Origin of the sequence: Pseudoalteromonas sp. SW0106-04, from assembly GCF_001293805.1 — a bacterium.
GTDB classification, from domain to species: Bacteria; Pseudomonadota; Gammaproteobacteria; order Enterobacterales; family Alteromonadaceae; genus Pseudoalteromonas; species Pseudoalteromonas ruthenica.
On sequence record NZ_BCAI01000006.1, the window covers coordinates 78,006 to 101,027 of the forward strand.

Sequence of the window (23,022 nt, forward strand, 5' to 3'; positions counted from 1 at the left end):
TCGCTACCTTATAGTGAAATACCAGAGAATGACATAAAGCCCAGACCCATTAGGCCTACTGTGATAAAGGTGATACCTAAACCACGCAAACCATCAGGAACGTCTGAGTACTTCATCTTCTCGCGAATACCCGCTAGCAACGTGATTGCCAGCGCCCAACCTACACCAGAACCCAGGCCAAAGACCACTGACTCACCGAAGTTGTAATTACGCTCTACCATGAACGATACCGCACCGAAAATCGCACAGTTTACCGTGATCAATGGTAGGAAGATGCCCAACGCGTTATAAAGCGGTGGGAAGAACTTGTCCAATGCCATTTCTAGGATTTGTACTAGGGCAGCAATAACACCGATGAACGTCAAAAAGCGCAAGAAGCTTAAATCAGCGTCAGGGAAACCCAACCACTCCAGTGCGCCCGGTGCTAATACCGCGTGATAAACTAAGTTATTCACCGGTACGGCAATACCCAGTACGAAGATAACCGCTACACCTAGACCAATTGAGGTTTTTACTTTCTTTGATACCGCAAGGAAAGTACACATCCCCAAGAAGAAGGCAAGCGCCAGGTTTTCAATGAAAACCGCTTTAACAAATAAGTTAAGATATTGTTCCACGACTCGCCCCTTATTTCGCTTCTACTTGGTCTTTCTTATAAGTGCGTAGCACCCAAATGAATAGACCGATGATGAAGAATGCACTAGGCGGCAGGATCAATAGACCCATAGGCTGATACCAGCCACCGTCTTGTACTAATGGGATGATTTCTACGTCGAACAGCGACCCTTTACCGAATAGCTCACGAATGAAACCAACAGTCAGTAGTACTACTGAGTAGCCTAAGCCATTACCAATACCGTCTAGGAAAGACATAAACGGCGGTGACTTCATCGCGTACGCTTCAGCACGACCCATTACGATACAGTTGGTGATAATCAAACCAACGAATACCGACAGTTCTTTCGCTGTTGCATACGAGAAGGCTTGCAGTACCTGGTCCACCACGATTACCAATGAGGCAATGATGGTCATCTGTACGATGATCCGCACACTTGATGGGATCTGGTTACGAATCATAGAGATAAAAAAACTTGAGAAGCCCGTTACTAGGGTCAAAGCAATTGACATGATCAATGCATTTTTCAAGCTTGATGTTACTGCTAGCGCCGAACAAATACCGAGTACTTGCAGAGCGATAGGGTTATTTGCGAAGACAGGTCCAAATAGAACCGACTTCATTTCTTTAGTATCAGCCATTATTTCAACGCTCCTTCACGTACTTTCGCAAGGAAAGGACCAAAGCCGTTTTCACCTGTCCAATAATCAACTGTGTTATCAACACCGTTTGAGGTCAGGGTTGCGCCAGAGAGACCGTCTACTTCGTGCTCGTTGTCAGCACCGCTTTTCACTAAGTCTACCGGCAGCTCTTTGCCTTGCCACTGAGCCGTCCAAGCTGGGTTTTGGATTTCACCACCTAGACCTGGGGTTTCGTTGTGCTTGTAGAAGATGATGTTTTTAACAGTTTCGCCATCACTTTCAAGAGCTAAGAAGCCATACATAACACCCCAAAGGCCATAACCTTGGATTGGTAGAATGATTGACTTCACTGAGCCGTCGTCGGCACGGTTAATGTAAACCGGTGCTTCCGTAGTACGACGTTGAATGCCCGCTTTGTCTTGCTCTTTTGGCAACTTAATGCTCATATCGGCGTCAAACTTACTCTTCTCAAAGTCGTAAGATTTGATCCACTCGCTGCGAGCTTGCTCAGAGTCAAACTCAACTTGTTGGCCGTTATTAACATCAACAACGATGGTTTCAATGTTTTCGTCATACGTAGCTTGCACGTCTTTGACATCATTAAATCCAGCGGCTGAAAGAATATTGCTTTGAATATCCTTTAATTTATTTTCTTGCTGCAGCGGGCGCAATTGCACCGATGCGAACGATACGATAACCGCACACACCAAACATAGCGAAACAACTACACCGAGCGTTTTACCGATTGATTCGTTATTACTGGACACGTGCCAATCTCCTCTTGATGTTTGACTGCGCTACGAAGTGGTCGAATAGCGGTGCAAATAGGTTTGCAAACAAGATAGCGAGCATCATGCCTTCAGGGTATGCCGGGTTAACCACGCGGATCATCACCACCATAAAACCAATCAGTGCACCATAGGCCCACTTACCTCTATCGGTAAATGACGCTGATACCGGGTCGGTTGCCATAAAGAACATACCAAACGCAAAGCCACCAAGGACTAAGTGCCAGTGCCAAGGCATTGCAAACGCGGTGTTGGTGTCTGAACCGATAAAGTTAAGCAGCGTTGCAGTGACTACCATACCCAAGAAGGTACCTAGCACGATACGCCAAGAAGCAATACGCACATAGATTAGGAACAAACCACCTAATAAGATTGCTAGGGTTGATGTTTCACCCATAGAACCTTGAATGAAACCGTAAAACGCATTCCACCATAGCTCCATGTTGGCATAATCAAGCGCACCTGTTGCCGCTTGGCCTAGGTAAGTCGCGCCAGAGAAACCATCAACAGCTGTCCACACTGTGTCACCTGAAATCTGCGCCGGATAGGCGAAGAACAGGAACGCACGGCCAGCAAGCGCAGGGTTCAAGAAGTTACGACCTGTACCACCGAATACCTCTTTGGCGATAACCACACCGAAGGTAATACCTAGGGCAACTTGCCAAAGGGGAATGGTTGCAGGCAGGATCAATGCAAATAGCACAGAGGTAACGAAGAAACCTTCGTTTACTTCGTGCTTACGTATTGACGCGAATAGCACTTCCCAGAAGCCACCGACACCGAAGGTAACGGCATAAATTGGCAGGAAGAAACAGGCACCGTAGAACATTTTCGCGCCCCAGCCTGAATCAGCAGTGAGCTCACCGCCTAACAGTTGGAACAATCCTACTTGCCAAGAATCACCTAATGCAAAACCGTTTGCTAACGCTTCTGCCGCTTGGTGGCCAATGTTAAACATGCCAAAGAACATGGCAGGGAACGTTGCCATCCACACTAAAATCATAATACGTTTTAGGTCGATGTTATCGCGAACGTGAGTACCGCCTTTGTTGACATAGCCAGGGGTATAAAAAATAGTCGCAACTGCTTCATACAGTGCATACCACTTTTCGTGCTTACCACCCGCTTCAAAATGCGGTTCGATATCTTCTAAAAATTTCTTCAAGCCCATTTTAGCCTTCCTTCTCGATTGTTGTCAGGCAGTCACGAAGGATAGAACCGTATTCGTATTTACCTGGACAAACGAAGGTACACAACGCTAAATCTTCTTCGTCTAGCTCCAACGCGCCGAGTGAAATTGCCCCATCTAGGTCACGCGAGATTAAATCGCGCAGTAATAAGGTAGGCAAAATATCAAGCGGCATCACGCGCTCATAGTTACCGATTGGTACCATCGCACGTTTTGAACCACCGGTTGATGTGGTCATGTTGAACAAACGGCTTGGCGCTAAGTGGCCTAAGAAGGTACGCGTTACAGAGAACTTGTTGCTGCCTGGAGCAATCCAGCCGAACAACTCTTTCTCACGACCCTCTAGCAGCACCGACACTTGCGTGTGATAACGGCCAAGGAACGCATGTGGACCCGTTGCATTGGTACCAGAAAGTACTGAGCCTGAAATGATACGGTTGTCACCGTCTTCCAGTTCACCAGACACTAACTCATCCAAAGCAGCACCGATCTGTGTTTTCACCAAACGTGGGTTCTTAACACGTGGGCCGGCTAAAGAAATCACACGCGGAGTGTAAATTTCACCACTTAGGAAAAGGTGACCGTAAGCGATCACATCTTGGTAGCCCAAGTGCCATACCTGCTTCGATGCAGACACTGCATCTAGGTGATGAATGTGAGTACCAACAAGACCTGCAGGGTGCTTACCGCCAAACTCATGAACTTCTACAGAAGCCACAGAAGAGCTAGGCACTTGAGCACCGGCTTGTTTACACACAAACACTTTGCCTTCTGTAAGACGAGAGACAACCGCTAAACCAGCTTCAAATGCTTCCGCATTCTCAGCAATAATTACAGCTGGATCAGCTGCAAGCGGATTGGTGTCCATCGCTGTTACAAAAACAGAGCTAGGTTTGGCATCAACAGCGGGTACTTTGCTGAATGGGCGGGTGCGAAGCGCAGTCCATTGACCTGAGTTAACTAACTGGTCAACCACCTTTTGGCGGTCAAGGCTAGCAAGCTCACCCTGGTCGAACTTTGCAAAGGTCTCCTGCTCGTTGCCATCGATTTCGATCACAACAGATTGCAGAACACGTTTTGCTCCACGATTGATTTCTTTAACTACCCCGGCGGCCGGTGCAGTGTAGATAACGCCAGGATTCTTTTTGTCTTCAAAAAGAACTTGGCCTTTTTTCACTTGGTCATCCACACGAACTCGCATGGTAGGACGCATGCCGATATATTCTTCACCTAGCACGGCTACTCGTTTGACGGGTTGACCGTCGTGAATAACTTGCTGAGGTGCGCCCTCTATCGGTAGATCCAGACCTTTTTTTATGTTGATCATACGCACTTGCATTACATTAACGGAAAGAAACTTAAAATCTTACCAACCACGCTGCTAAGTTGGCCGAGTTGAGTGATGGCCGCGTAAAAGGCGGTTCGCTTATTGCTCGGTGCGCACTTACGCACTTGTGCAAGCAAAAGTCGTCCACACGATTAATACATACGGTATAAAAGAGCACCCATTTCGGTTAGTGAGCAAAGCAACGCAGTGAACTTGTCACATATCTGCCGAATTTTAACATCAATCACGGCGACTATGCGAGTTAAAAAGTAAAAATTATCTAAGCAATCCGAGCTAAAATTAGTGAATAAACTTCAATATAGACCAAAGTCTTAATTTCACAGCCTGAGATTGTAAAAACACAAAAAAGCCAGTCTATTGACTGGCCTTTCTATGTAAAACAGCGGTACTTAAACGAGATTGTTGATTTCAACCTCAGGGTTAACATCACTTTCGTAGTCAACACCGTCTAGATCAAAACCGAACAGGTGTAAAAACTCTCGGTGATAACCAACATAATCGGTTAGCTCGTCAATACTGTCGGTATCCACCTGATCCCAAATATGCTGCACTCGTTGCTGCACATCGTCTTCAAGCTCTTTGTAGTTCTGGAATAAATGACCGCCTTCGTCAAAGCGCGGCGTTTCGCCGTATAAGTTCTCTTTAAACAACGCGGTAATTTGCTCGATAGTCCCCTCATAGGTGCCATCTTCTTTCATCACTTTGAACAGCGCAGAGATATACAAAGGCATAATCGGTATTGCCGAGCTGGCTTGCGTGACTACAGCATTAAGAGAGCTCACATAAGCCTCACCGGAAATATCAGCGGTAGATGCTTTAATTTCCTCAACGGCACGGTCCAAGTCTTCTTTGGCTTTGCCTATTGTGGCGTGACCGTAAATCGGCCAAGTCAGCTCTTTACCGATATAGGTGTAAGCGGTGGTTTTGAAGTTATCGGCAAGCACGCCCGCTTCATTTAAAGCATCAATCCACAGCTGCCAATCTTCACCACCCATGACTTTCACGGTATTGGCAATTTCTTCATCACTGGCAGCCTCAACGCTCACCTCATCAATAATACACTTTGAAGTATTGAGGTTCTTGGTGGTCACGCCTTCACCGATAGGCTTTAGCGTTGAAGAGAACGTTTCACCTGTTTTTGGATCGGTGCGACGCGGCGAAGCAAGGGAATAGATAACTAAATCAATCTTGCCTAATTCATTTTTAATAACATCAATTGTCTTTTCTTTGATTTCATCAGAAAAGGCATCACCATTGATATTTTTTGCCCACAAGCCTGCTTCATCGGCTGCATTTTGAAAAGCAGCGGTGTTGTACCACCCTGCAGAACCCGTTTTCTTTTCTGTACCTGGCTTTTCGAAAAACACGCCCAATGTTTTGGCGCCATGACCAAAGGCTGAAACAATACGTGAGGCCAAGCCATAGCCGGTTGACGAGCCAATGACTAGAACGTTTTTAGGGCCTTGCCCTAAATCACCTTGGCGTTTTACGTAATCTATTTGTTGTTGTACGTGCGCTGCACAGCCCGCAGGATGAGCGTTAGTGCAGATAAAACCACGAATTTTAGGCTTAATGACCATGATAAAATTCCATATCGTTGCCGAAAAATTTAGCGCTAGTGTAACGACTAAAGCCCATTACACAGGTCTGATGACTTTACTTAATCGAATTTGGAGCCACCTAAACAATTAGGAGACTGCGGAGCTTGCCTCTGTCGCTCACTGAACTCTTCAGGTGTGTAAGCATGAATCGCAAGAGCATGAATGTGTTCGCGCAACTCATCGGCCAATACCTCATTAATGGCGCGGTGGCGCTGTAATAAGCGTTGACCGCTGAATTGCTCACTGACCACAGTGACTTTGAAATGAGAATCTTCACCTCGGGCGTGCATATGGCTTTCGTTTTCCACATGTAAATGCTTGCACGCAATGGCGGCAGCGAGTTTTTGCTCTATCTGAGTTTGCATAGACATAAATTACTGACTCGTCAGCGTAAACTGGAGCATTACTATAACAAAGAAGCGTCAATGTGGCTTTCGTTTTCCACATGTAAATGCTTGCACGCAATGGCGGCAGCGAGTTTTTGCTCTATCTGAGTTTGCATAGACATAAATTACTGACTCGTCAGCGTAAACTGGAGCATTACTATAACAAAGAAGCGTCAATGTGGCGAAACGTTAAGTTAATGCGCCCTTGGGTCACTTTACGCTGCTTCGGTAGACTGTGCTCGAAGTGTTGCTGGCTCTGGCCTTTCATGATCAGCAAACTACCGTGACGCAAAGGCACATCTGTCACCACCCGCGAGTGCTTATGGCGTAACTTGAACTTACGCAGCGCTCCTAAGGATAACGATGCAATGGTCGGCTGCGCTCCAAGCTCAGGTTCATCGTCAGCATGCCACCCCATACTATCGAGACCGTTTCGATAATAATTAACCAGTACCGCATTAAATTTGCACCCTAGCTGATTACTAAGGCGCTCCCGCATGCGTGCCAAAGGTTCAGGCCAGGGCATAGGCGAAAACACTTGCTTTGAGTATTCATACGCGCTGTCTGGGTCGCCGATATAGGCCTGTAAACGAGGTATAGGATGCCATTTACCGAAAACCTGTATGCTTGGCTGTTGCCAAGCCAAATTATCACGCAAGTAATGATAGAGCTGGGTGGCCTTATCAGCACTCAGCGCCTGCAGCTGATAGTGAAACATGTCTGCTGGTAGCTCATCGGGCAACAGGTTGCCGGTATCAGTGTTAAACACCTTCGAATTCCCATCCATCGTGGTAAACTAGCGCTACTATCCGTTACACATTGACCGTTATGATAACATCCGCCCTACTCGGTGGCACCCACTACACCCTACACCGCTTTCCTCTGGAGCAAAAAAACCGTAGCTTACAGGCGTGGGATGCCGCCGACGAGTACTTAATTGATTATGTCAAAGAGCATCATCCCAGTGCAAAAAAGCTGCTTATATTAAATGACGACTTTGGTGCCCTCGCCTGCGCTTTGCATCAATTTGATATTAGTGCGCTCAGTGACTCGTACGTGGCCCACCAAGCTTGGCATTATAACCTGGCGCAAAACGCTTTAGATGAAAGTAATTTCACTGCACTTAGCAGCATGGATAAACTGGGCGACTATGATTTAGTCATCGGCAGAATTCCTAAAAACAGTGGCTACCTGCAACATCAACTGGCCCTTTTATCACAGACATTAAGCCCAAACACGCCGGTGATCTTAGGTGGCAAAACTAAAGCTGTTCATACCTCAACAATAAATCTAGTATCGCGCTACATAGGCCCAGCAAGCACCACCTTGGCCGTGAAAAAAGCGCGGCTTATCACCGCCTCTATGCACAATAAAGCGCAACAAAGCCCTTTTCCTAAAAGTTGGTCACTTGAGGGCACTCCTTATACCCTGCATAATCACGCTAATGTATTTTCCCGCGATTCATTGGATATTGGCGCTCGCTTTTTCAGCAACTACCTACCGCAGTCCAAAAAAGTACTGCGCATTGTAGATTTGGGTTGTGGCAATGGCGTCATTGGTCTGCTTACTTTGGCTCAATGCCCACAAGCAAAACTTACTTTCGTTGATGAATCATGCATGGCAGTGGCCTCAGCACGACTTAATGTTGAACAAAACCATGAACATGATTTACACCGTTGCCAATTTGTGCAGTCAGATTGTTTAACAGGGTTTGCCGCTGCCAGCCAAGACCTGATCTTATGTAACCCGCCATTTCATCAACAAAACGCGATTACCGACCATATTGCTTGGCAAATGTTTAATGACGCGAAAAAAGTATTGCGCCCCGGCGGCGAGCTTCGTATCGTAGGCAACCGACATTTACAATACCATGAGAAACTTAACCGTTTATTCGGTGGTCATAAGCTGCTGGGTTCGAATAAAAAGTTCGTCGTGTTAAGTGCAAAAAAATAGGTAGGATCATGAGCAACACAGTTATTCGTCTTTTTCTCTTGAGCGCCGCACTGGTTACTGTGAGCGGGTGCGCTAACCGCGCAGCCGAGGCTATTCTTGACCCACAATACCAAGGCGGTCAATATCATCAATTTAATCAAACAGTATCACTGCAAGTAAATGACCAGCGTGCTAATAAAGCCACTGTGATAGTGAGCGATGGCGAGCATTCACAACAGCAGCTCACTCAAGGGCTTAATAGCAAACTAACGAGGGTGTTTGAGCAAGGTTTACAACGCAATGGGGCTCAGGTCAGCGCCATGGGAGCCACCCATATCCGTATTGCTATTCATGATTTACACGCTCATGTTGAACAAAACACCGTCGATCATAACAGCACTGCGAAGATTGCCCTACAAGTGTTCGTGCAGCGTAATGGTAGTCAATTCAATAAAATGTATAATGGCCAAAGCCAGTTCAGCGGCCCATTTGGTTATGATCAAGCCAAAGTAGAAGCGCAGCTTAATAAGCAGATTGAGCAACTGGTAATTCGTATAATGAACGACCCTGAACTGAACAATTACATGCAAAAGGGAGCATCATGAACACTCGTTTTCTTGGCACACTTACCGCCGTATTCCTTACTTTCTTTATCAGCTTGCCCACACTCGCGGCTGTACAAGGTCAATTTGTGCAAAAGGACAACCTCTTCCCACGAGTAGAATTCGCAACCAGTGAAGGAAAGATTGTTGTTGAGCTAGACCGCTCACGAGCACCAATTACGGTCAATAATTTCCTGACATACGTACAAGACGGCAGTTACAAAGGGTCGGTGTTTCATCGGGTTGAGCGCGACGAAGAAAACGACCGCGACTTTGTCATCCAAGGGGGTGGCTACGACAAGAATTATGACGGCCTGCATGAGAATGACCCTATTTTTAATGAAAGTGGCAGCGGCCTGGAAAACGATATGTATACCATTGCCATGGCTTACCAAGACCGCAAGCCGCATTCTGCAACGCGTCAGTTTTTCTTCAATATGGATAATAATGACCACCTAAATCCCGGCAGTGATTGGGGTTTTGCGGTGTTTGGCTCCGTCGTAGAGGGGTTTGAAACTTTAGATAAAATCATGCGTGTCGAGACCGACTACCAAGAGAAAATAGGCTATTCCTACGTTCCTAAACAACCGGTTATCATTTTCAATATTAAAGTACTTGAAGCGCAACCTTATTAGTTTTCAGCTGTGGGCGGTCGTCACCGCCCTTATCCTCCCAAAATCTCAAGTAAGCCGTCATCATGAGCCATAACACCGTATCACTTCAGACTTTTATCAATTACTTTCGTGATCGCCGCTTACTCACTATTTTTATTTTTGGCATCAGCAGCGGCTTTCCTTGGGTGTTGATCGGCTCGGTGATGAGTGCGTGGCTTAAAGATGAGGGCTTAAGCCGCAGTATGATTGGCTTATTTGGCATGGTATTTGGTGCCTACTCTATTAACTTCCTGTGGTCACCTTTGGTTGATCGGGTCAAAATTCCTTATGTGACTGCCTGGCTTGGGCAACGCCGAAGCTGGTTGCTTTGCTGTCAGTGTGTGATATTGCTGGGCACGCTGGCTATGGCTTTTGTTGATATAGGCGCACAGCTGTATTTAGTAGCGCTGCTTGCCCTGGTAATTGCCACTGCTTCTGCCACTCAAGATATTGCAATTGATGCTTATCGTATTGATATTTTGGATGAAAATGAAAGTGAAAAGATGTCGGCGGCGGCGGCAATGGCAACCTGTGGTTGGTGGACAGGTTATGCTCTACTCGGTGCCATGCCTTTTTTCGCCGCTGATATCCCCGGCATTGAATGGCCAGATGTCTACCTCGCATTGGCGCTGATAGTTGCCGCTCTCATTGCCTATGTGTTTGTTGCTAACGAACCACTGTCAAACCGTGAGCATGTTCATGAACAGTTGGAACATCAGTATCAGCAAAAGTTACAACAACATTCTAACGCTCTTCCGTTAGTATTGAAAAAAACCTTGGCTTGGTTAGGGGTCACCATTATCGAGCCGCTACGCAGCTTTTTTGCTAAAAATGGCGTGAAAACCGCTATTGCTCTGCTAGCGTTTATTTTCTTATTCAAAATTGGTGAGGCATTTTTAGCGCGAATGTCCATCGTTTTCTACAAAGAAGTGGGCTTTAGCAATTCCGATATAGCCACCTTTTCAAAACTCGGTACGGCGGTACTAACGATTATTTTCGCGTTCCTAGGGAGTTTATTCAATGCCCGCTTTGGTATTGTAAAAGGGCTATTTATCAGTGGCGTAGCAATGGCCGCATCTAATTTAATGTTTTCTTGGATAGCCGTTGCTGGCCCTAAGCTGCATTTATATGCGTTGGCCATTATTTTAGACGGTTTTACTCAAGCTTGGTCACTGGTTGCTATGGTTGCGTTTATTTCCATGCTATGCGACCGCGCCTTCAGCGCTACGCACTACGCGCTGCTGGCTTCATTGGGCAACCTGGGGCGCACTTTGCTCTCTGGATACAGTGGTGTAGTGGTTGATGATTGGCTTCACGGCGACTGGTCCACGTTCTTTATACTGACTGCACTTATGGTGCTGCCATCACTACTATTTTTATATCTAATCAGAAAACGGTTATACCAGCTTGAACAACAGTATCATGCACGTTCAGCGAAGGTTAAAGAATAATTGGTAGGGTATAGGAAGAAGAACCTAGAGCCCTTCCTGGGCTCTGGCTTATCGGTATTACGCTTGTTCTTGAAGTAGTGATAGACCTTCATAAGGGTCAACTTCAAGGGCGTCGCAATAACGCATGAACTCAATAACATCTAAACGACGTTCTTGGTTTTCTATTTTACCGATAAAAGAGTGCGGCGTGCCCAAAACTTGAGCCAAGCTGCGCATAGTGTGGCCTTTTTCATGGCGTTTGTCTTTTAGCCACTTTGTTAGTCTTCCGTTTTCTTCGGAAGAAACGGTTTTACCCATCATAATTACATCTCCTACTAGATGAATTGCTATACATATCACGGTTGATAAATAGGATTGAATGAAATTTGCCCGTCTCATTCACGCGGTATTAAACCACATGTCCTATTTTAGGTATAGTTTATATACAAAAATTTACCTAATTCCGGCGCGAGAATTTTCACTGCAATTTTCGCAATGAATCACGCACTAGAGTTTAACAAGATATTAATTAATTTCACTCATAAAATCGATAGTTTATTTTTACCTTTAGCGTTAGGTACTTATAAGCTAATATGAAGGAAAACAGGGAATTTAGGGGAAAAAATGCTCAGATTGCTCTTTATCTTGCCAATTCTTTTGTGTTTATTGTGGTGGCTTTTTCTCCATTACAACCGTATACCGCTAAAACAAGGTCGTAAAGGGTTTGTGTATATTGTTGCTTTGTCCACCTTAGTTTTAGGTTTCTTCACCTTGATGCTGTTTGTTACCAACACTCCGCTAGAATAACGTTCAACCACAAAAAATGCCGCGAACGCGGCATTTTTTTCAATTTCTGATTCAACCTAATGCTTAAACGCTAAAACTAGCACCACAGCCACAGGTTGTAGTGGCATTCGGGTTATTCACAAAAAAGCGTGACCCCTCAAGCCCTTCGGTATAATCGACTTCACCGTCAACCAGATATTGAATACTCATTGGGTCGACCACTAAGGTCACACCATTTTTTTCTATCTGCATGTCGCCTGGATTGACCTGCTCCGCAAACGTGAAGCCATACTGAAAGCCTGAACAGCCGCCACCAGTGACATAAACGCGCAGCATCAATGAAGGATTCTCTTCCTCTTCAATAAGCTGCTTTACACGCGCAGCAGCGGCATCACTGAATTTAATTGGTAATTGCTCGGACATACTCTTTCTCTCACTGCTCATTTACTGCGAATTATCTAATACCCGACTAAGTTAATCAAGTATTGCCGCGCGAAAGCATCATAACATGGCTCATGTGCGACGCTAGTGCGGCCAGCAACATTAGCCTGCCATCATTGCTCTGACAAAGTGTGACGTTAAACAAGGATTTATATATAAACCTTTGGTAGACTTAAGCGCACTCCATAGTCATTAAGAACAAAGGAATAGGTATGCAACTAGAGGCGCTAAGACGACGCCTTGCTCGCCCTAAAACCTCAATCCAGCTTTGCCTTCTCGGTATTGCCGCAGGTTTGATTGCAGCGGGATTAATTATTCTATTTCGTTTGACTATTGTGTTAGTACAAAACATCTTTCTAGATAACTTTGATGACTTTACCACCTTATCGGCATTAGAACGGTTTTTATTGCCTGTTGGCGCAGCCTGTATTATCGCACTGTTTGCCTACCTTACTGGCTTTAAGCACTACCGCCTTGGTATTCCCTTTGTTATTCACCGTATGAAAATGCACTACGGACAAATGCCTTTTTATAACACAGTAAACCAGTTCTTTGGCGGTGCTCTAGCATTGATTAGTGGTTTCTCGGTAGGTCGTGAAGGCCCCTCCGTCCATATGGGTGCAACAGGTGCAAGCATGCTCGCTAATCAGCTCCACCTGCCCTATAACGCCATGCGGACACTCAGCGGTTGTGGCGTAGCCGCAGGGATTGCAGCCTCCTTTAACACCCCTTTAGCAGCCGTAATTTTCGTTATGGAAGTGGTCCTCCGTGAATACAAAGTGCATATCTTTGTTCCTATTATGCTCGCCGCCGTTACCGGGGCTTTAGCTACTCAGTTTGTTTTTGGTGATGACATAGAGTTGGCGCTCATCAGCGTTACTCCACTGAGCTTTTGGCATTATCCCTACTTAGTCATTTGCGGCATGACCTTAGGCGCCATCGCCTATGCCTTTAACAAAAATCTGATGCTCATTATTCGCACCTTTAAACCCTTATCAATGCTGCCGCGATTGATTATTGCCGGCATTATTGCCGGCGGCATCGGTTACCTAGTCCCGCAAGCAATGGGCTCGGGAATGAGCGCCATTACTATCGCTACTCATTCACCGGATAATGTACAACTGCTGCTGACCATATTGATCGCTAAACTACTGGCAACGTTGTTTGCCATCGGCTTAGGTATACCTGGCGGCCTGATTGGCCCGGTTATTGGTTTGGGAGTTATTATGGGCACCTTAATGTCATTTTTCGCCCACCTTGTTGCCCCCGGCACCGACGTTGCTGGCACCTATGGTGTATTAGGCATGGCCGGATTACTTGCCGCGACTCTGCATGCACCACTGGCGTCGCTGACAGCGGTGATGGAGCTCACTTCCAGTCCGCAAATTATTGTGCCAGCGATGTTAGTGATTGTGACCGCTTACGTCACCGCCTTACAAGTGTTTGGCAACCGCTCTATTTTCCTCCAACAACTCGACTTTCAGGGGCTGACCTACCAAGTATCTCCAGCCACGGAGGCACTGCAAAAAGTCGGCATCATGGCAGAGATGAATGAAGACTTTAAGCTGCTATACGCTGAGGACAAAGAGCAAATCAAAGAGTCTTTGGATAATCTCGACGGACAAACGCCGCTGATTGTTTATGATGAAGAAAATGGCTATCGACTTGCGGAATATGATCTTAATTTAATGTCTGAGGAAAATATCAATATCCGCTACGTTACGCTCGAAGGGGTGAGCTCACAGGCCACCCTATCGGATGCCTTCGATGTGCTCAAAGACAAGCGCAGCGGCGCCGTATATGTGTATGATATGCACGATCACAAAGAAATTTTGGGAATTATGCGCTGGGATCAAATCCGCCACATTCTCACTATTCGTAATGCCTTACTCTAACTGGGAAGTACAATGTCACTGATTTTGGTATATAAAGCTCTACACCTATTTTTCATGGTTGCCTGGTTCGCTGGTATTTTTTATTTACCACGTTTGTTTGTTTATCACGCGCTCAACGAAGAGAAATCATGCAGCTCTATGCTAAAAGTTATGGAGCGCCGGTTACTCCTGTTCGTTACCCCGTTTGCGATTTTAACTGCGGTGTTTGGAGTACTGATGATCGTCGAGTATGGCCGCGAGTGGTTTCGCGCTAGCATGTGGCTGCACTACAAACTCACTTTAGTGCTTATTTTGTACGCCTATCATGGCTACTGCTTTAAGCTCTTAAGTGATTTTAAACACGATAGAAACACCCGTAGTGACCGGTTCTATCGTATTTTCAATGAACTCCCTGTGTTAGTACTGCTGGCAATCATCTTTTTGGCAGTATTAAAGCCGGCACTCTAAAAATTAGAAAAAATCTGCTATAGTGCGCCTCCAAACGCGGTGGCGTACTTACGGCTTACACTCGACGGCGGTGTTAGGCCCAACGTACCCTCATACTGTCTCACTTTAATGTTTGGGAAGACCTCCATGCTACGCTTCTTAGGTGAAAACATTCTGTCTGTAAATCAACTTGATAGAGAAAGTATCGAGCATATATTTGCAGTGGCTAAACGGATGGAACCTTATGCCAAAAAACAAAAACGCACAAAAGTGCTCGAAGGGGCGATTCTTGCGAATCTATTTTTTGAGCCTAGCACCCGTACACGGGTCAGCTTTGGCACCGCCTTTAACTTGCTAGGCGGATTAGTGCGCGAGACAACAGGCATGCAAAGCTCCGCTTTGGCCAAAGGGGAATCCCTCTACGATACCGCACGCGTCATTTCTGCTTATGCCGATGCTGTCGCTATGCGCCACCCCGATGCCGGCTCCGTGGCCGAGTTTGCCACCGGCTGTAGCGTCCCTGTACTTAATGGCGGTGATGGCCCCAACGAGCATCCCACTCAAGCACTACTCGACTTGTTAACCATCGACCGCGAGTTAAACCGCTTTGGCCAAAAAATTGATGGCATGCATATCGCTCTAGTCGGCGACCTAAAATATGGCCGTACCGTGCATTCGTTATCCAAGTTACTCTGTCATTATAAAGACGTGCGCTTTACCATGGTTGCCCCGGATGGCTTGCAAATGCCACAAACCATTCTAGACAGCGTCAGCGATGCCGGCCACCACATTGTCCTCGCCGATAAAATGGAAGGTAACCTGGCCGCTGATATCGTCTACCAAACTCGCATTCAAGAAGAGCGCTTTCCAAGCCAAGAAGAAGCCAATAAATACCGTGGTGGTTTTCGTATTTCCCAATCCATCTACAACGCTCATTGCAAGCCCAGTTCAGTGCTGATGCACCCGTTGCCACGAGATAGTCGCAGCGATGCCAATGAATTAGATAATGATTTAAATGCCAATGATAATTTAGCGATTTTCCGCCAAGTTCAAAATGGTGTGTTAATTCGTATGGCGCTGTTTGCATTAACCCTTGGGGTCGAGAACCAAGTAGAAAAGTATGAAACCACAGTACCGTGGTTCAGCCGTAAACGTGAAGACTAAAACCGACGTGTATGCATATCGCTGAGGGGCTCTGCCCCGCCTGGATACGCAGTTAAACTTACACAGGCTCAGATTCGTAAACATGCCAAGTGAGCTGCTACACACTTAAAAGGTCAACTGACCCGAATTTATAGGAAGCATTATGAGCAAAAGCCAAGACTTATATTCCCGCGCCCAAGCCTCTATTCCCGGTGGCGTTAATTCTCCCGTACGTGCTTTCAATGGTGTAGGTGGTACGCCATTGTTCATCACTCATGCCGAAGGTGCATACACCTATGATGCCGATGGCAAAAAATACATCGACTATGTGGGCTCTTGGGGACCGATGATTTTAGGCCACAACCACCCTGAAATTAAACAAGCAGTACATCAAGCAGTAGAGCGCGGCTTGAGCTATGGCGCACCTACCGAAGCCGAAATTGATATGGCTGAGAAGGTAAAAGAGTTAGTGCCTTCCATTGATTCGGTGCGCATGGTTAACTCTGGTACAGAAGCCACCATGAGCGCGATTCGTTTGGCGCGTGGTTACACCGGTCGCGATAAAATTCTAAAGTTTGAAGGCTGCTATCACGGCCACGCTGACTCTCTGCTGGTTAAAGCAGGCTCAGGGGCATTAACCATGGGTGTGCCAAACTCGCCAGGGATCCCAGAAGATTTTGCCAAACACACCCTTACTGTGTCGTTCAATAACCTTGACGAAGTGAAGGCTATTTTTGCCGAGTACCCACAAGACATCGCCTGTATTATTATCGAGCCGGTGGCTGGCAATATGAATTGCATTCCACCGCAACCAGGCTTTCTAGAAGGCCTGCGTGAAATTTGCGATGAACACGGCAGTGTGCTGATCTTCGATGAAGTGATGACCGGCTTTCGCGTTGCACTAGGCGGTGCTCAAGCTTATTACAACATTACCCCTGACCTGACCTGTTTAGGTAAAGTGATCGGCGGCGGCATGCCGGTGGGCGCTTTTGGCGGTAAACAAGCAATCATGGACTATATCGCGCCAGTTGGGCCTGTTTATCAAGCCGGTACTCTCTCTGGGAACCCCATCGCTATGGCAGCTGGCTTAAAAGCCTTGCAGCTGCTCAGCGAGCCAGGTTTACATGAGCAGCTGGAAGCGAAGAGTAAGGTGCTGTGTAGCGGTTTCCAAGCCGCCGCTGACAAAGCGGGGATCGCCCTGACAACTAACTATGCAGGCGGTATGTTTGGCTTTTTCTTTACCGACGCCGAGCAGGTAAGCAGCTACCAGCAAGCTACCGAATGTGATCTTGAGCGTTTTAAGCGCTTTTTCCACCTAATGCTAGAAGAAGGGGTGTATCTCGCTCCGTCAGCGTTCGAGGCTGGATTTGTGTGCGCCGCTCATGGCGATGAGCAAATAGAAGCAACCATTGCCGCCGCTGAGCGAGCATTTGCAAAGCTATAAGGCGGTGAAGCCATAATCCATGGCTCACTAGCTGAAAAAAAGCCGCCTCAAGGGCGGCTTTTTAATGCATATCTATTAACGGCCGTTACTGCCGACACGGAGGGCGTGGATTAAACTCGCGCTCGCGCACCGGGAGCTGGATAACCTTGCCACAACCAGGAGGCGCTTGCTCACCAGTGGTCTCGTTAACGAAAGCCCAACGAATACCTTCAGGGCGAGTATCGGCGATAGATTGAGGGTTGAGCTGACGCAGATAACGAATATAGAGTTCCAATGCCCCCACCGAACCGGTTAATCCGGTACTTTGGTTGTCATCTCGGCCCACCCAAGCCACAGTGACGGTACTTTGGTCAAACCCAGCGTACCAGCTATCACGTAAGTTGTTACTGGTGCCTGTTTTGCCAGCCAATTGAATCGTTGGGAAGTGTTTGTTTAAACGCTTACCCGTGCCATCTTTAGTCACCCGTTTCATACCATATTTGGTCATGTACATCGCATCTTTAGCAAAACGTTGCTGCGGGGCAAACTGATGGCGATACAGCACCCGGCCACTGTTATCAGTCAATGCCGAAATACTACTTAGCTGGCCATAAGCGCCATCATTCGCCAATGTGGTGTACATTTGCGCCACTTCAAAGCTCGACAGCTCCAATGCCCCCAACAGCAGCGATGGATATTGATTGATACGCGAGTGCACACCCAACCCCTGTAAAGTATTGGCAACCTTGTCGACACCCACGTCTAGCCCCAAATTGACCGCTGGAATATTAATACTTTGGCTAAAGGCACGGTATAAAGGCAACATCCCTCGGTGTTGATGATCGAAGTTGTCAGGTTGCCAAACCTCACCCTGCTCGTCAGTCACCTCCAGTGGTCTGTCATCCAACAAAGTCCCTAAGTTATATTGTGGTAACTGCAAGGCTGTTAAATACACCGCAGGTTTCACCAAAGAGCCGATATTCCGCTTAGTATCCAGTACCCGGTTAAAACCGGAATAACGGACATCGCGTCCAGCAACTAGAGCAGAGACGCCCCCTACTTCACGATTAACTGACAGCATCGCCGCTTCCAACTGCTGTGTTTTCGGGCGCCGTTCTAAATAGGGGAGCGACTTTTCAATTGACGCTTCCATCGCTTCTTGCTTTTGTAAATCAAGGTATGTAAATACCCGCACTCCAGCATCCAATGTGGCTTTATTGGGAAGTAACTCTTTGAGCTCACGATTAACCAGCTCTAAATAGCCTGGGTAGGTTTTATTGATATCACGGCGCATCGCCACGATATCCAGAGGCCGTTTTAGGGCCCGACGATATTCGTTGGTTGTTAGCAAACCATTTTCGGCCATTAACCGCAGTACAAGGTCGCGTCGCTCCATGGCGCGCTCTTCATAACGTCGCGGGTTATAGTACGACGGCCCCTTCACTAAGGCGACCAGTAGCGCAATTTGGTCAAACTCCAACTCATCAACGGGCTTGGAAAAGTAAAACTCCGATGCCAGCCCCATACCATGCACGCCTTTAGTGTATGACTGACCTAGGTAAACCTCATTAAGGTAGGCCTCGAGTATGGCATCTTTGGAATAGCGGTAATCCAAGATCAGCGCGATTAAGGCCTCGTTGATCTTGCGAACTAAAGTGCGCTCTCGCGATAAATAAAAGTTCTTCGCAAGCTGCTGTGTTAACGTACTGCCGCCTTGTACCGTGCGTCCAGCTCGAATATTGGCATACAAGGCGCGCATAATTGACCAAAGCGAGACACCGTGATGCTGATAAAAGTCCTGATCCTCCACCACCAGCAAGGTCTCTTTTAATAATGGTGGGAACTTATCTAGGGGCAAAAATTCTCGGTCTTGGGTTTTGTCATTGCCGATACGAGCGATTTGCACCGGCTCCAGTCGCGCACGCTCTAAGCGCTGGCCTATATTATTTTGTACGCTGGCTAAGCGGTCACCTTTGAAACGCAGCTCAATAATATGTGCTTGCTCTGCGCCATCGGCAAACTCAAAAGCACGACGATAAATGCGTAGCCGAGTTCGACTTTGCTCATATTGCCCAGTATGAGCAAGCTTAGTCACTTGCGTGTAGTTTAGGCGTTGCAGCTCCCACTCTACTTCCTCAAGAGATAGGTATTGCCCAGGATAAAAGTTCATTGCCCGGGCATATACCTGCGCAGGTAACTGCCACTTATTCCCCTCAAACTGCCTGGTTACTTTGGCATCGAGATAAATCATATACAAAGCCACACTAATGAATGTGACTAAAGCCAGCTTCCAGGCAATGGAAAATAACCGCTTCATAACCCGCTTAAAGGTTGATGATGGCTGCTTAGAGGCTGCTTTTTTGGAATTGGACTTCTTTTTGCTGGGAGATTTTTTCGACGCCATGTATGTGCAAATGCTAGCTAGGGTGAAATTGTTGAGAAGCTTAGCATACTCGTGATTGAAATTAACCGCCCACGAGCATGCCAAGCAGGGTGCGAGTGAACTCTAGCGTGGTAAAACTTAACTGTGACTGACTTATGCAGCAGCAAATAAGCATAAAAAACGCCAGCTAGGGGCTGGCGTTCTATGGGAATGGGTGAGCTTAACTGGAACGTACAGACACAAACTCCGGATAAGCATCAATACCGCAATCGTGCTGGTCCATACCGTTGAGCTCTTCTTCCTCGCCGACACGAATGCCGATGATTTTCTTCAAAATAGCCCAAACAATAAATGACGCTACGAACATGAAGCCAAAGATACACAATAAACCAATTAACTGCGTGGCATAGCTGGCGTCAGCGTTCGACAAGGGCACTAACATTAAGCCAATAGCACCGCACACCCCATGCACTGAGATAGCACCCACCGGGTCATCAATACGCGCCTTATCCAAAGCGACAATGCTAAAGACAACGGCAATGCCCCCTATCGCGCCAAGTAAAATAGCCAGCAAGGGTGAAGGGGACGCCGGCTCAGCGGTGATCACCACCAGCCCAGCAAGAGCACCATTTAATACCATCGTTAAATCGGCTTTACCCCAATAAGTTTTGCACACAAGTAAGGAAGCCACGGCACCGGCTGCTGCGGCAGCATTGGTGTTGAGCATGATTTTACCCACTGCGGTGGCATTCTCAGCATCGCTAATAAATAACTGCGAGCCGCCATTGAAACCAAACCAGCCCATCCACAAAATAAAGGTGCCCAGTGTTGCCAGTGGCAAGTTAGAACCAGGAATGGGGTAAATTTCACCGTTTTTACCGTATTTACCTCGGCGCGCACCGAGCAGTAACACACCGGCCAACGCTGCTGATGCACCCGCGCCGTGCACAATGCCTGAGCCGGCAAAATCAATAAAGCCCATTTCCGATAAAAAGCCTCCACCCCATGTCCAGTAGCCTTCAAGTGGGTATAGCACCCCAGTGAGAGCAACACAGAAGATTAAGAATGCCCACAGCTTCATACGCTCCGCGACAGCGCCAGAGACAATAGACATGGCGGTGGCAACAAAGACAACTTGGAAGAAAAAGTCAGACTCTAGCGCATGATCGGCATCACTGGCTTGGGTGCCTATCAAGGCTCCAAAGCTAGGTATAAAGCCGCCCTCAGCGTTATCCACGTACATGATGTTATACCCAATCAGCAAGTACATGGTGCAAGCGATAGCATACAAAGCGATGTTTTTCGTTAGGATCTCGGTGGTGTTTTTAGAGCGCACGAGCCCTGCTTCGAGCATAGCAAAGCCTGCTGCCATCCACATCACCAGCACCCCGGAGATTAAAAAGTAAAAGGTATTGAGTGAAAACTGTAATTCTACAACCGTATTTTCCATGATGGCTCCCCTTAAATCGCTTCTTCGTCGAGCTCACCCGTACGGATGCGCACAATTTGGTCAAGGTCATAAACGAAAATCTTACCGTCGCCAATTTTGCCAGTGGAGGCCACCTGGGTGATGAGCTCAACCACTCTGTCGACGTTGTCGCTTAAGGTTGCGATTTCGATTTTAATTTTGGGAATAAAGTCCACCTGGTATTCGGCGCCGCGATAGAGTTCGGTGTGTCCGCGTTGCCGGCCAAAGCCTTTAACATCAACCACAGTCATCCCCTCTATACCCAGCTCCGCCAAGGCTTCGCGTACTTCATCAAGTTTAAATGGCTTGATGATGGCGCTGATCATTTTCATACGGCCCCCTTAGGCAATATTCATTATTATTGTCTAAGGACCAATCCAACCTTTATGCCAGTTTAAATTCCCTTTATTTAACAGCGCATTAACTTATCTAGGCATAAAAAAACGCACCATTGTGGTGCGTTTATCAGTCGCTCTGACCAAAGTTGTGCGTTAACTCATCACAGCGATGATGTTATTCACACACCAGCTGACATTTACCTTGCGCCTTAGCGCGATAAAGGGCTTTATCAGCAGCACTTAAGCAGGCATCGAAGTCATGATGATTCATCGCTGCTAAGCCAATGCTGACACTTAGTGTATGCGTGCTATCGATTAGTTCTATTGGCTCATCGCGCAGCGAATCGTTTACATTTTCCAGCTGCTGCTGCAATTGTGCACTATCGTGACAATGTGCCAACACGGCGAACTCTTCACCACCAAACCGCGCAACAATGTGCTCATCAAGGTGCTGCTGTAGTCGCTGGGCAAGCTGTCGAAGCGCGCTGTCTCCGGCTTGGTGACCATACTGGTCGTTGATCTGTTTGAAGTTATCGGCGTCGATAAGCGCCACCGTGACAGCGTGTTTATCTTTTGCAAATAAGCGCCGACCATGCTCTTGTAAATAGCGACGATTAAACATGCCGGTGAGGTAATCACGCTCTGCCGTGGCTTTAATTTGTTCGATTAAATGCAGCTGCTCTACCGTTTGCAGCACGCGACAATGAAATTCTTCATTCATGAACGGCTTAGTCAAAAAGTCATTGGCGCCGTATTTGATAAACTTCGCCGATAAACCATTGTTGCCCGCCCCGGAAATACCAATAATAGCCAGATCATCACGGCCTCGGTGGTTACGTACCGCTCGTACTAATTCGAAGCCGTCCATTTTCGGCATAGCATAATCACATAGCAGCAGCTTGATACTGGTGTCTTCACGCAATATCGCCAGCGCTTGTTCACCGTCTTCAGCCTCAATAACATGATAAAGCTGACGCTGTAGTAACTGCTTAAGTACTTGTCGGCTTAATTGCGAATCATCAGCCACCAGTACGGGTAGACCTTTATTACGCAGTAGCTGCGTTAATAGACGCACGGCATAAAGGTAGGAGTCACGGTTATCTTTAATAACATAATCAACCACGCCGAGTTCCAGCATCTGTTGGCGCTGAGACTCATCCATACTCGAGGTTAAAATGACTGAAGCGACATTATGTTCAATCGTAAGGCGCGCAGCATCGCCACTGGCACAGTCTGGCAAGGTCATGTCAACCAATGCCAAATCATATGTGTGCTGCTCAAGTAGCTCTTGGGCTTGCTCATAATTCCAAGCAAAATCAACGTGCTTAATAAATTCACGGGCAAATTTTTGCGTTAGCAAATGGCGCAATACTTGCTGCACAACTTTACTATCTTCAACAATCAATACTCGGGCCATCGCCAACTCCAAGGTGAATATCTTTCATTAAGCGGACCAAATTTAACCACACTTTGGCATTAAAGGACATCTTTGACTTTATAAACTTGTGTCGCTAGGGTGAGTTCCACCAATAG

General features: G+C 46.9%; 23 protein-coding genes. 9 read left to right on the forward strand and 14 right to left on the reverse strand.

What is annotated here, in order from left to right; translation table 11 throughout:
* Positions 1-8: 8 nt before the first annotated feature.
* The 8 genes from nqrE to W04_RS08725 form a co-directional block, all read right to left on the reverse strand.
* On the reverse strand, positions 9-617 hold the full coding sequence (nqrE, locus tag W04_RS08690; protein WP_022944569.1) for an NADH:ubiquinone reductase (Na(+)-transporting) subunit E: 609 nt from the start codon (positions 615-617) through the stop codon (positions 9-11).
* Between the two features lie 10 nt (positions 618-627).
* Entirely contained in the window at positions 628-1,257 is a 630-nt protein-coding gene (locus W04_RS08695) for an NADH:ubiquinone reductase (Na(+)-transporting) subunit D (protein ID WP_053910559.1), read from the reverse strand.
* A complete protein-coding gene (locus W04_RS08700) occupies positions 1,257-2,024 on the reverse strand; it encodes a Na(+)-translocating NADH-quinone reductase subunit C (RefSeq protein WP_022944571.1) in 768 nt (255 codons plus the stop codon). The genes W04_RS08695 and W04_RS08700 overlap by 1 nt, the downstream gene beginning before the upstream one ends.
* A complete protein-coding gene (locus W04_RS08705; RefSeq protein ID WP_022944572.1) occupies positions 2,014-3,216 on the reverse strand; it encodes an NADH:ubiquinone reductase (Na(+)-transporting) subunit B in 1,203 nt (400 codons plus the stop codon). Before W04_RS08705 ends, W04_RS08700 begins: the two co-directional genes overlap by 11 nt.
* A 1-nt stretch (position 3,217) precedes the next feature.
* Positions 3,218-4,561, reverse strand: coding sequence for a Na(+)-translocating NADH-quinone reductase subunit A (locus W04_RS08710; RefSeq protein WP_053910636.1), 1,344 nt, complete (start codon positions 4,559-4,561; stop codon positions 3,218-3,220).
* Positions 4,562-4,971: 410 nt separating this feature from the next.
* Complete coding sequence (gene fabV, locus W04_RS08715) at positions 4,972-6,162, reverse strand: enoyl-ACP reductase FabV (protein ID WP_053910560.1); 1,191 nt, start codon at positions 6,160-6,162, stop codon at positions 4,972-4,974.
* Positions 6,163-6,242: 80 nt separating this feature from the next.
* A complete protein-coding gene (locus W04_RS08720) occupies positions 6,243-6,554 on the reverse strand; it encodes a BolA family transcriptional regulator (RefSeq protein WP_053910561.1) in 312 nt (103 codons plus the stop codon).
* Between the two features lie 172 nt (positions 6,555-6,726).
* Positions 6,727-7,287, reverse strand: a complete 561-nt coding sequence (locus W04_RS08725; RefSeq protein ID WP_053910637.1) for an alpha-ketoglutarate-dependent dioxygenase AlkB — start codon at positions 7,285-7,287, stop codon at positions 6,727-6,729.
* 110 nt (positions 7,288-7,397) lie between these two features.
* Here W04_RS08725 and W04_RS08730 point away from each other — a divergent pair, with 110 nt between their 5' ends.
* The 4 genes from W04_RS08730 (at position 7,398) to W04_RS08745 (ending at position 11,207) form a co-directional block, all read left to right on the forward strand.
* Complete coding sequence (locus tag W04_RS08730) at positions 7,398-8,522, forward strand: methyltransferase (protein ID WP_053910562.1); 1,125 nt, start codon at positions 7,398-7,400, stop codon at positions 8,520-8,522.
* An 8-nt stretch (positions 8,523-8,530) separates the two neighbouring features.
* On the forward strand, positions 8,531-9,106 hold the full coding sequence (locus tag W04_RS08735) for a YajG family lipoprotein (protein ID WP_022944578.1): 576 nt from the start codon (positions 8,531-8,533) through the stop codon (positions 9,104-9,106).
* Positions 9,103-9,738, forward strand: coding sequence for a peptidylprolyl isomerase (locus W04_RS08740; RefSeq protein ID WP_022944579.1), 636 nt, complete (start codon positions 9,103-9,105; stop codon positions 9,736-9,738). Before W04_RS08735 ends, W04_RS08740 begins: the two co-directional genes overlap by 4 nt.
* Positions 9,739-9,800: 62 nt before the next feature.
* Positions 9,801-11,207 carry an MFS transporter gene (locus W04_RS08745; RefSeq protein ID WP_053910563.1) on the forward strand — a complete coding sequence of 469 codons (1,407 nt, stop codon included), beginning with the start codon at positions 9,801-9,803 and terminating at the stop codon, positions 11,205-11,207.
* A gap of 57 nt (positions 11,208-11,264) precedes the next feature.
* On the opposite strand, the gene W04_RS08750 is transcribed toward W04_RS08745, so the two are convergent.
* Complete coding sequence (locus W04_RS08750) at positions 11,265-11,507, reverse strand: helix-turn-helix transcriptional regulator (RefSeq protein ID WP_022944581.1); 243 nt, start codon at positions 11,505-11,507, stop codon at positions 11,265-11,267.
* A gap of 303 nt (positions 11,508-11,810) precedes the next feature.
* Between W04_RS08750 and W04_RS08755 the strand changes: the two genes are divergently transcribed.
* A complete protein-coding gene (locus W04_RS08755; protein WP_053910564.1) occupies positions 11,811-11,993 on the forward strand; it encodes a hypothetical protein in 183 nt (60 codons plus the stop codon).
* 63 nt (positions 11,994-12,056) lie between these two features.
* On the opposite strand, the gene erpA is transcribed toward W04_RS08755, so the two are convergent.
* On the reverse strand, positions 12,057-12,395 hold the full coding sequence (gene erpA, locus W04_RS08760) for an iron-sulfur cluster insertion protein ErpA (RefSeq protein WP_053910565.1): 339 nt from the start codon (positions 12,393-12,395) through the stop codon (positions 12,057-12,059).
* 230 nt (positions 12,396-12,625) lie between these two features.
* Here erpA and W04_RS08765 point away from each other — a divergent pair, with 230 nt between their 5' ends.
* From W04_RS08765 to hemL, 4 genes are all read left to right on the forward strand, one after another.
* Positions 12,626-14,308: a chloride channel protein gene (locus W04_RS08765; RefSeq protein WP_022944583.1), complete on the forward strand. Its 1,683-nt coding sequence runs from the start codon at positions 12,626-12,628 to the stop codon at positions 14,306-14,308.
* Between the two features lie 12 nt (positions 14,309-14,320).
* Positions 14,321-14,755: a CopD family protein gene (locus W04_RS08770; RefSeq protein WP_053910566.1), complete on the forward strand. Its 435-nt coding sequence runs from the start codon at positions 14,321-14,323 to the stop codon at positions 14,753-14,755.
* Positions 14,756-14,881: 126 nt separating this feature from the next.
* Complete coding sequence (locus W04_RS08775; protein WP_053910567.1) at positions 14,882-15,898, forward strand: aspartate carbamoyltransferase; 1,017 nt, start codon at positions 14,882-14,884, stop codon at positions 15,896-15,898.
* Positions 15,899-16,040: 142 nt separating this feature from the next.
* Positions 16,041-17,321, forward strand: a complete 1,281-nt coding sequence (gene hemL, locus W04_RS08780) for a glutamate-1-semialdehyde 2,1-aminomutase (protein WP_053910568.1) — start codon at positions 16,041-16,043, stop codon at positions 17,319-17,321.
* An 85-nt stretch (positions 17,322-17,406) separates the two neighbouring features.
* Here the strand turns inward: hemL and mrcB are convergent, their stop codons facing one another.
* The 4 genes from mrcB to W04_RS08800 all read right to left on the reverse strand — a co-directional run bounded on the left by mrcB (position 17,407) and on the right by W04_RS08800 (position 22,906).
* Positions 17,407-19,617 (reverse strand): penicillin-binding protein 1B, encoded by a 2,211-nt coding sequence (gene mrcB, locus W04_RS08785; RefSeq protein ID WP_231658090.1) that lies wholly within the window; start codon positions 19,615-19,617, stop codon positions 17,407-17,409.
* Positions 19,618-19,903: 286 nt separating this feature from the next.
* The gene (locus W04_RS08790; protein WP_053910570.1) at positions 19,904-21,133 is read right to left on the reverse strand and encodes an ammonium transporter; all 1,230 of its coding nucleotides are present in this window, start codon (positions 21,131-21,133) and stop codon (positions 19,904-19,906) included.
* Between the two features lie 11 nt (positions 21,134-21,144).
* Positions 21,145-21,483: a P-II family nitrogen regulator gene (locus W04_RS08795; protein ID WP_022944590.1), complete on the reverse strand. Its 339-nt coding sequence runs from the start codon at positions 21,481-21,483 to the stop codon at positions 21,145-21,147.
* 181 nt (positions 21,484-21,664) lie between these two features.
* The gene (locus W04_RS08800) at positions 21,665-22,906 is read right to left on the reverse strand and encodes a response regulator (RefSeq protein WP_053910571.1); all 1,242 of its coding nucleotides are present in this window, start codon (positions 22,904-22,906) and stop codon (positions 21,665-21,667) included.
* Between the last annotated feature and the right edge of the window lie 116 nt (positions 22,907-23,022).

What these genes read in the sequence shown, in the direction of transcription:
- W04_RS08695 (WP_053910559.1), bottom strand. Translation starts at nt 1,257, where the DNA reads ATGGCTGATACTAAAGAAATGAAGTCGGTTCTATTTGGACCTGTCTTC.
- W04_RS08705 (WP_022944572.1), bottom strand. Translation starts at nt 3,216, where the DNA reads ATGGGCTTGAAGAAATTTTTAGAAGATATCGAACCGCATTTTGAAGCG.
- W04_RS08710 (WP_053910636.1), bottom strand. Translation starts at nt 4,561, where the DNA reads ATGATCAACATAAAAAAAGGTCTGGATCTACCGATAGAGGGCGCACCT.
- fabV (WP_053910560.1), bottom strand. Translation starts at nt 6,162, where the DNA reads ATGGTCATTAAGCCTAAAATTCGTGGTTTTATCTGCACTAACGCTCAT.
- W04_RS08720 (WP_053910561.1), bottom strand. Translation starts at nt 6,554, where the DNA reads ATGTCTATGCAAACTCAGATAGAGCAAAAACTCGCTGCCGCCATTGCG.
- W04_RS08725 (WP_053910637.1), bottom strand. Translation starts at nt 7,287, where the DNA reads ATGTTTCACTATCAGCTGCAGGCGCTGAGTGCTGATAAGGCCACCCAG.
- W04_RS08730 (WP_053910562.1), top strand. Translation starts at nt 7,398, where the DNA reads ATGATAACATCCGCCCTACTCGGTGGCACCCACTACACCCTACACCGC.
- W04_RS08735 (WP_022944578.1), top strand. Translation starts at nt 8,531, where the DNA reads ATGAGCAACACAGTTATTCGTCTTTTTCTCTTGAGCGCCGCACTGGTT.
- W04_RS08740 (WP_022944579.1), top strand. Translation starts at nt 9,103, where the DNA reads ATGAACACTCGTTTTCTTGGCACACTTACCGCCGTATTCCTTACTTTC.
- W04_RS08745 (WP_053910563.1), top strand. Translation starts at nt 9,801, where the DNA reads ATGAGCCATAACACCGTATCACTTCAGACTTTTATCAATTACTTTCGT.
- W04_RS08750 (WP_022944581.1), bottom strand. Translation starts at nt 11,507, where the DNA reads ATGATGGGTAAAACCGTTTCTTCCGAAGAAAACGGAAGACTAACAAAG.
- W04_RS08755 (WP_053910564.1), top strand. Translation starts at nt 11,811, where the DNA reads ATGCTCAGATTGCTCTTTATCTTGCCAATTCTTTTGTGTTTATTGTGG.
- erpA (WP_053910565.1), bottom strand. Translation starts at nt 12,395, where the DNA reads ATGTCCGAGCAATTACCAATTAAATTCAGTGATGCCGCTGCTGCGCGT.
- W04_RS08765 (WP_022944583.1), top strand. Translation starts at nt 12,626, where the DNA reads ATGCAACTAGAGGCGCTAAGACGACGCCTTGCTCGCCCTAAAACCTCA.
- W04_RS08770 (WP_053910566.1), top strand. Translation starts at nt 14,321, where the DNA reads ATGTCACTGATTTTGGTATATAAAGCTCTACACCTATTTTTCATGGTT.
- W04_RS08775 (WP_053910567.1), top strand. Translation starts at nt 14,882, where the DNA reads ATGCTACGCTTCTTAGGTGAAAACATTCTGTCTGTAAATCAACTTGAT.
- hemL (WP_053910568.1), top strand. Translation starts at nt 16,041, where the DNA reads ATGAGCAAAAGCCAAGACTTATATTCCCGCGCCCAAGCCTCTATTCCC.
- mrcB (WP_231658090.1), bottom strand. Translation starts at nt 19,617, where the DNA reads ATGAAGCGGTTATTTTCCATTGCCTGGAAGCTGGCTTTAGTCACATTC.
- W04_RS08790 (WP_053910570.1), bottom strand. Translation starts at nt 21,133, where the DNA reads ATGGAAAATACGGTTGTAGAATTACAGTTTTCACTCAATACCTTTTAC.
- W04_RS08795 (WP_022944590.1), bottom strand. Translation starts at nt 21,483, where the DNA reads ATGAAAATGATCAGCGCCATCATCAAGCCATTTAAACTTGATGAAGTA.
- W04_RS08800 (WP_053910571.1), bottom strand. Translation starts at nt 22,906, where the DNA reads ATGGCCCGAGTATTGATTGTTGAAGATAGTAAAGTTGTGCAGCAAGTA.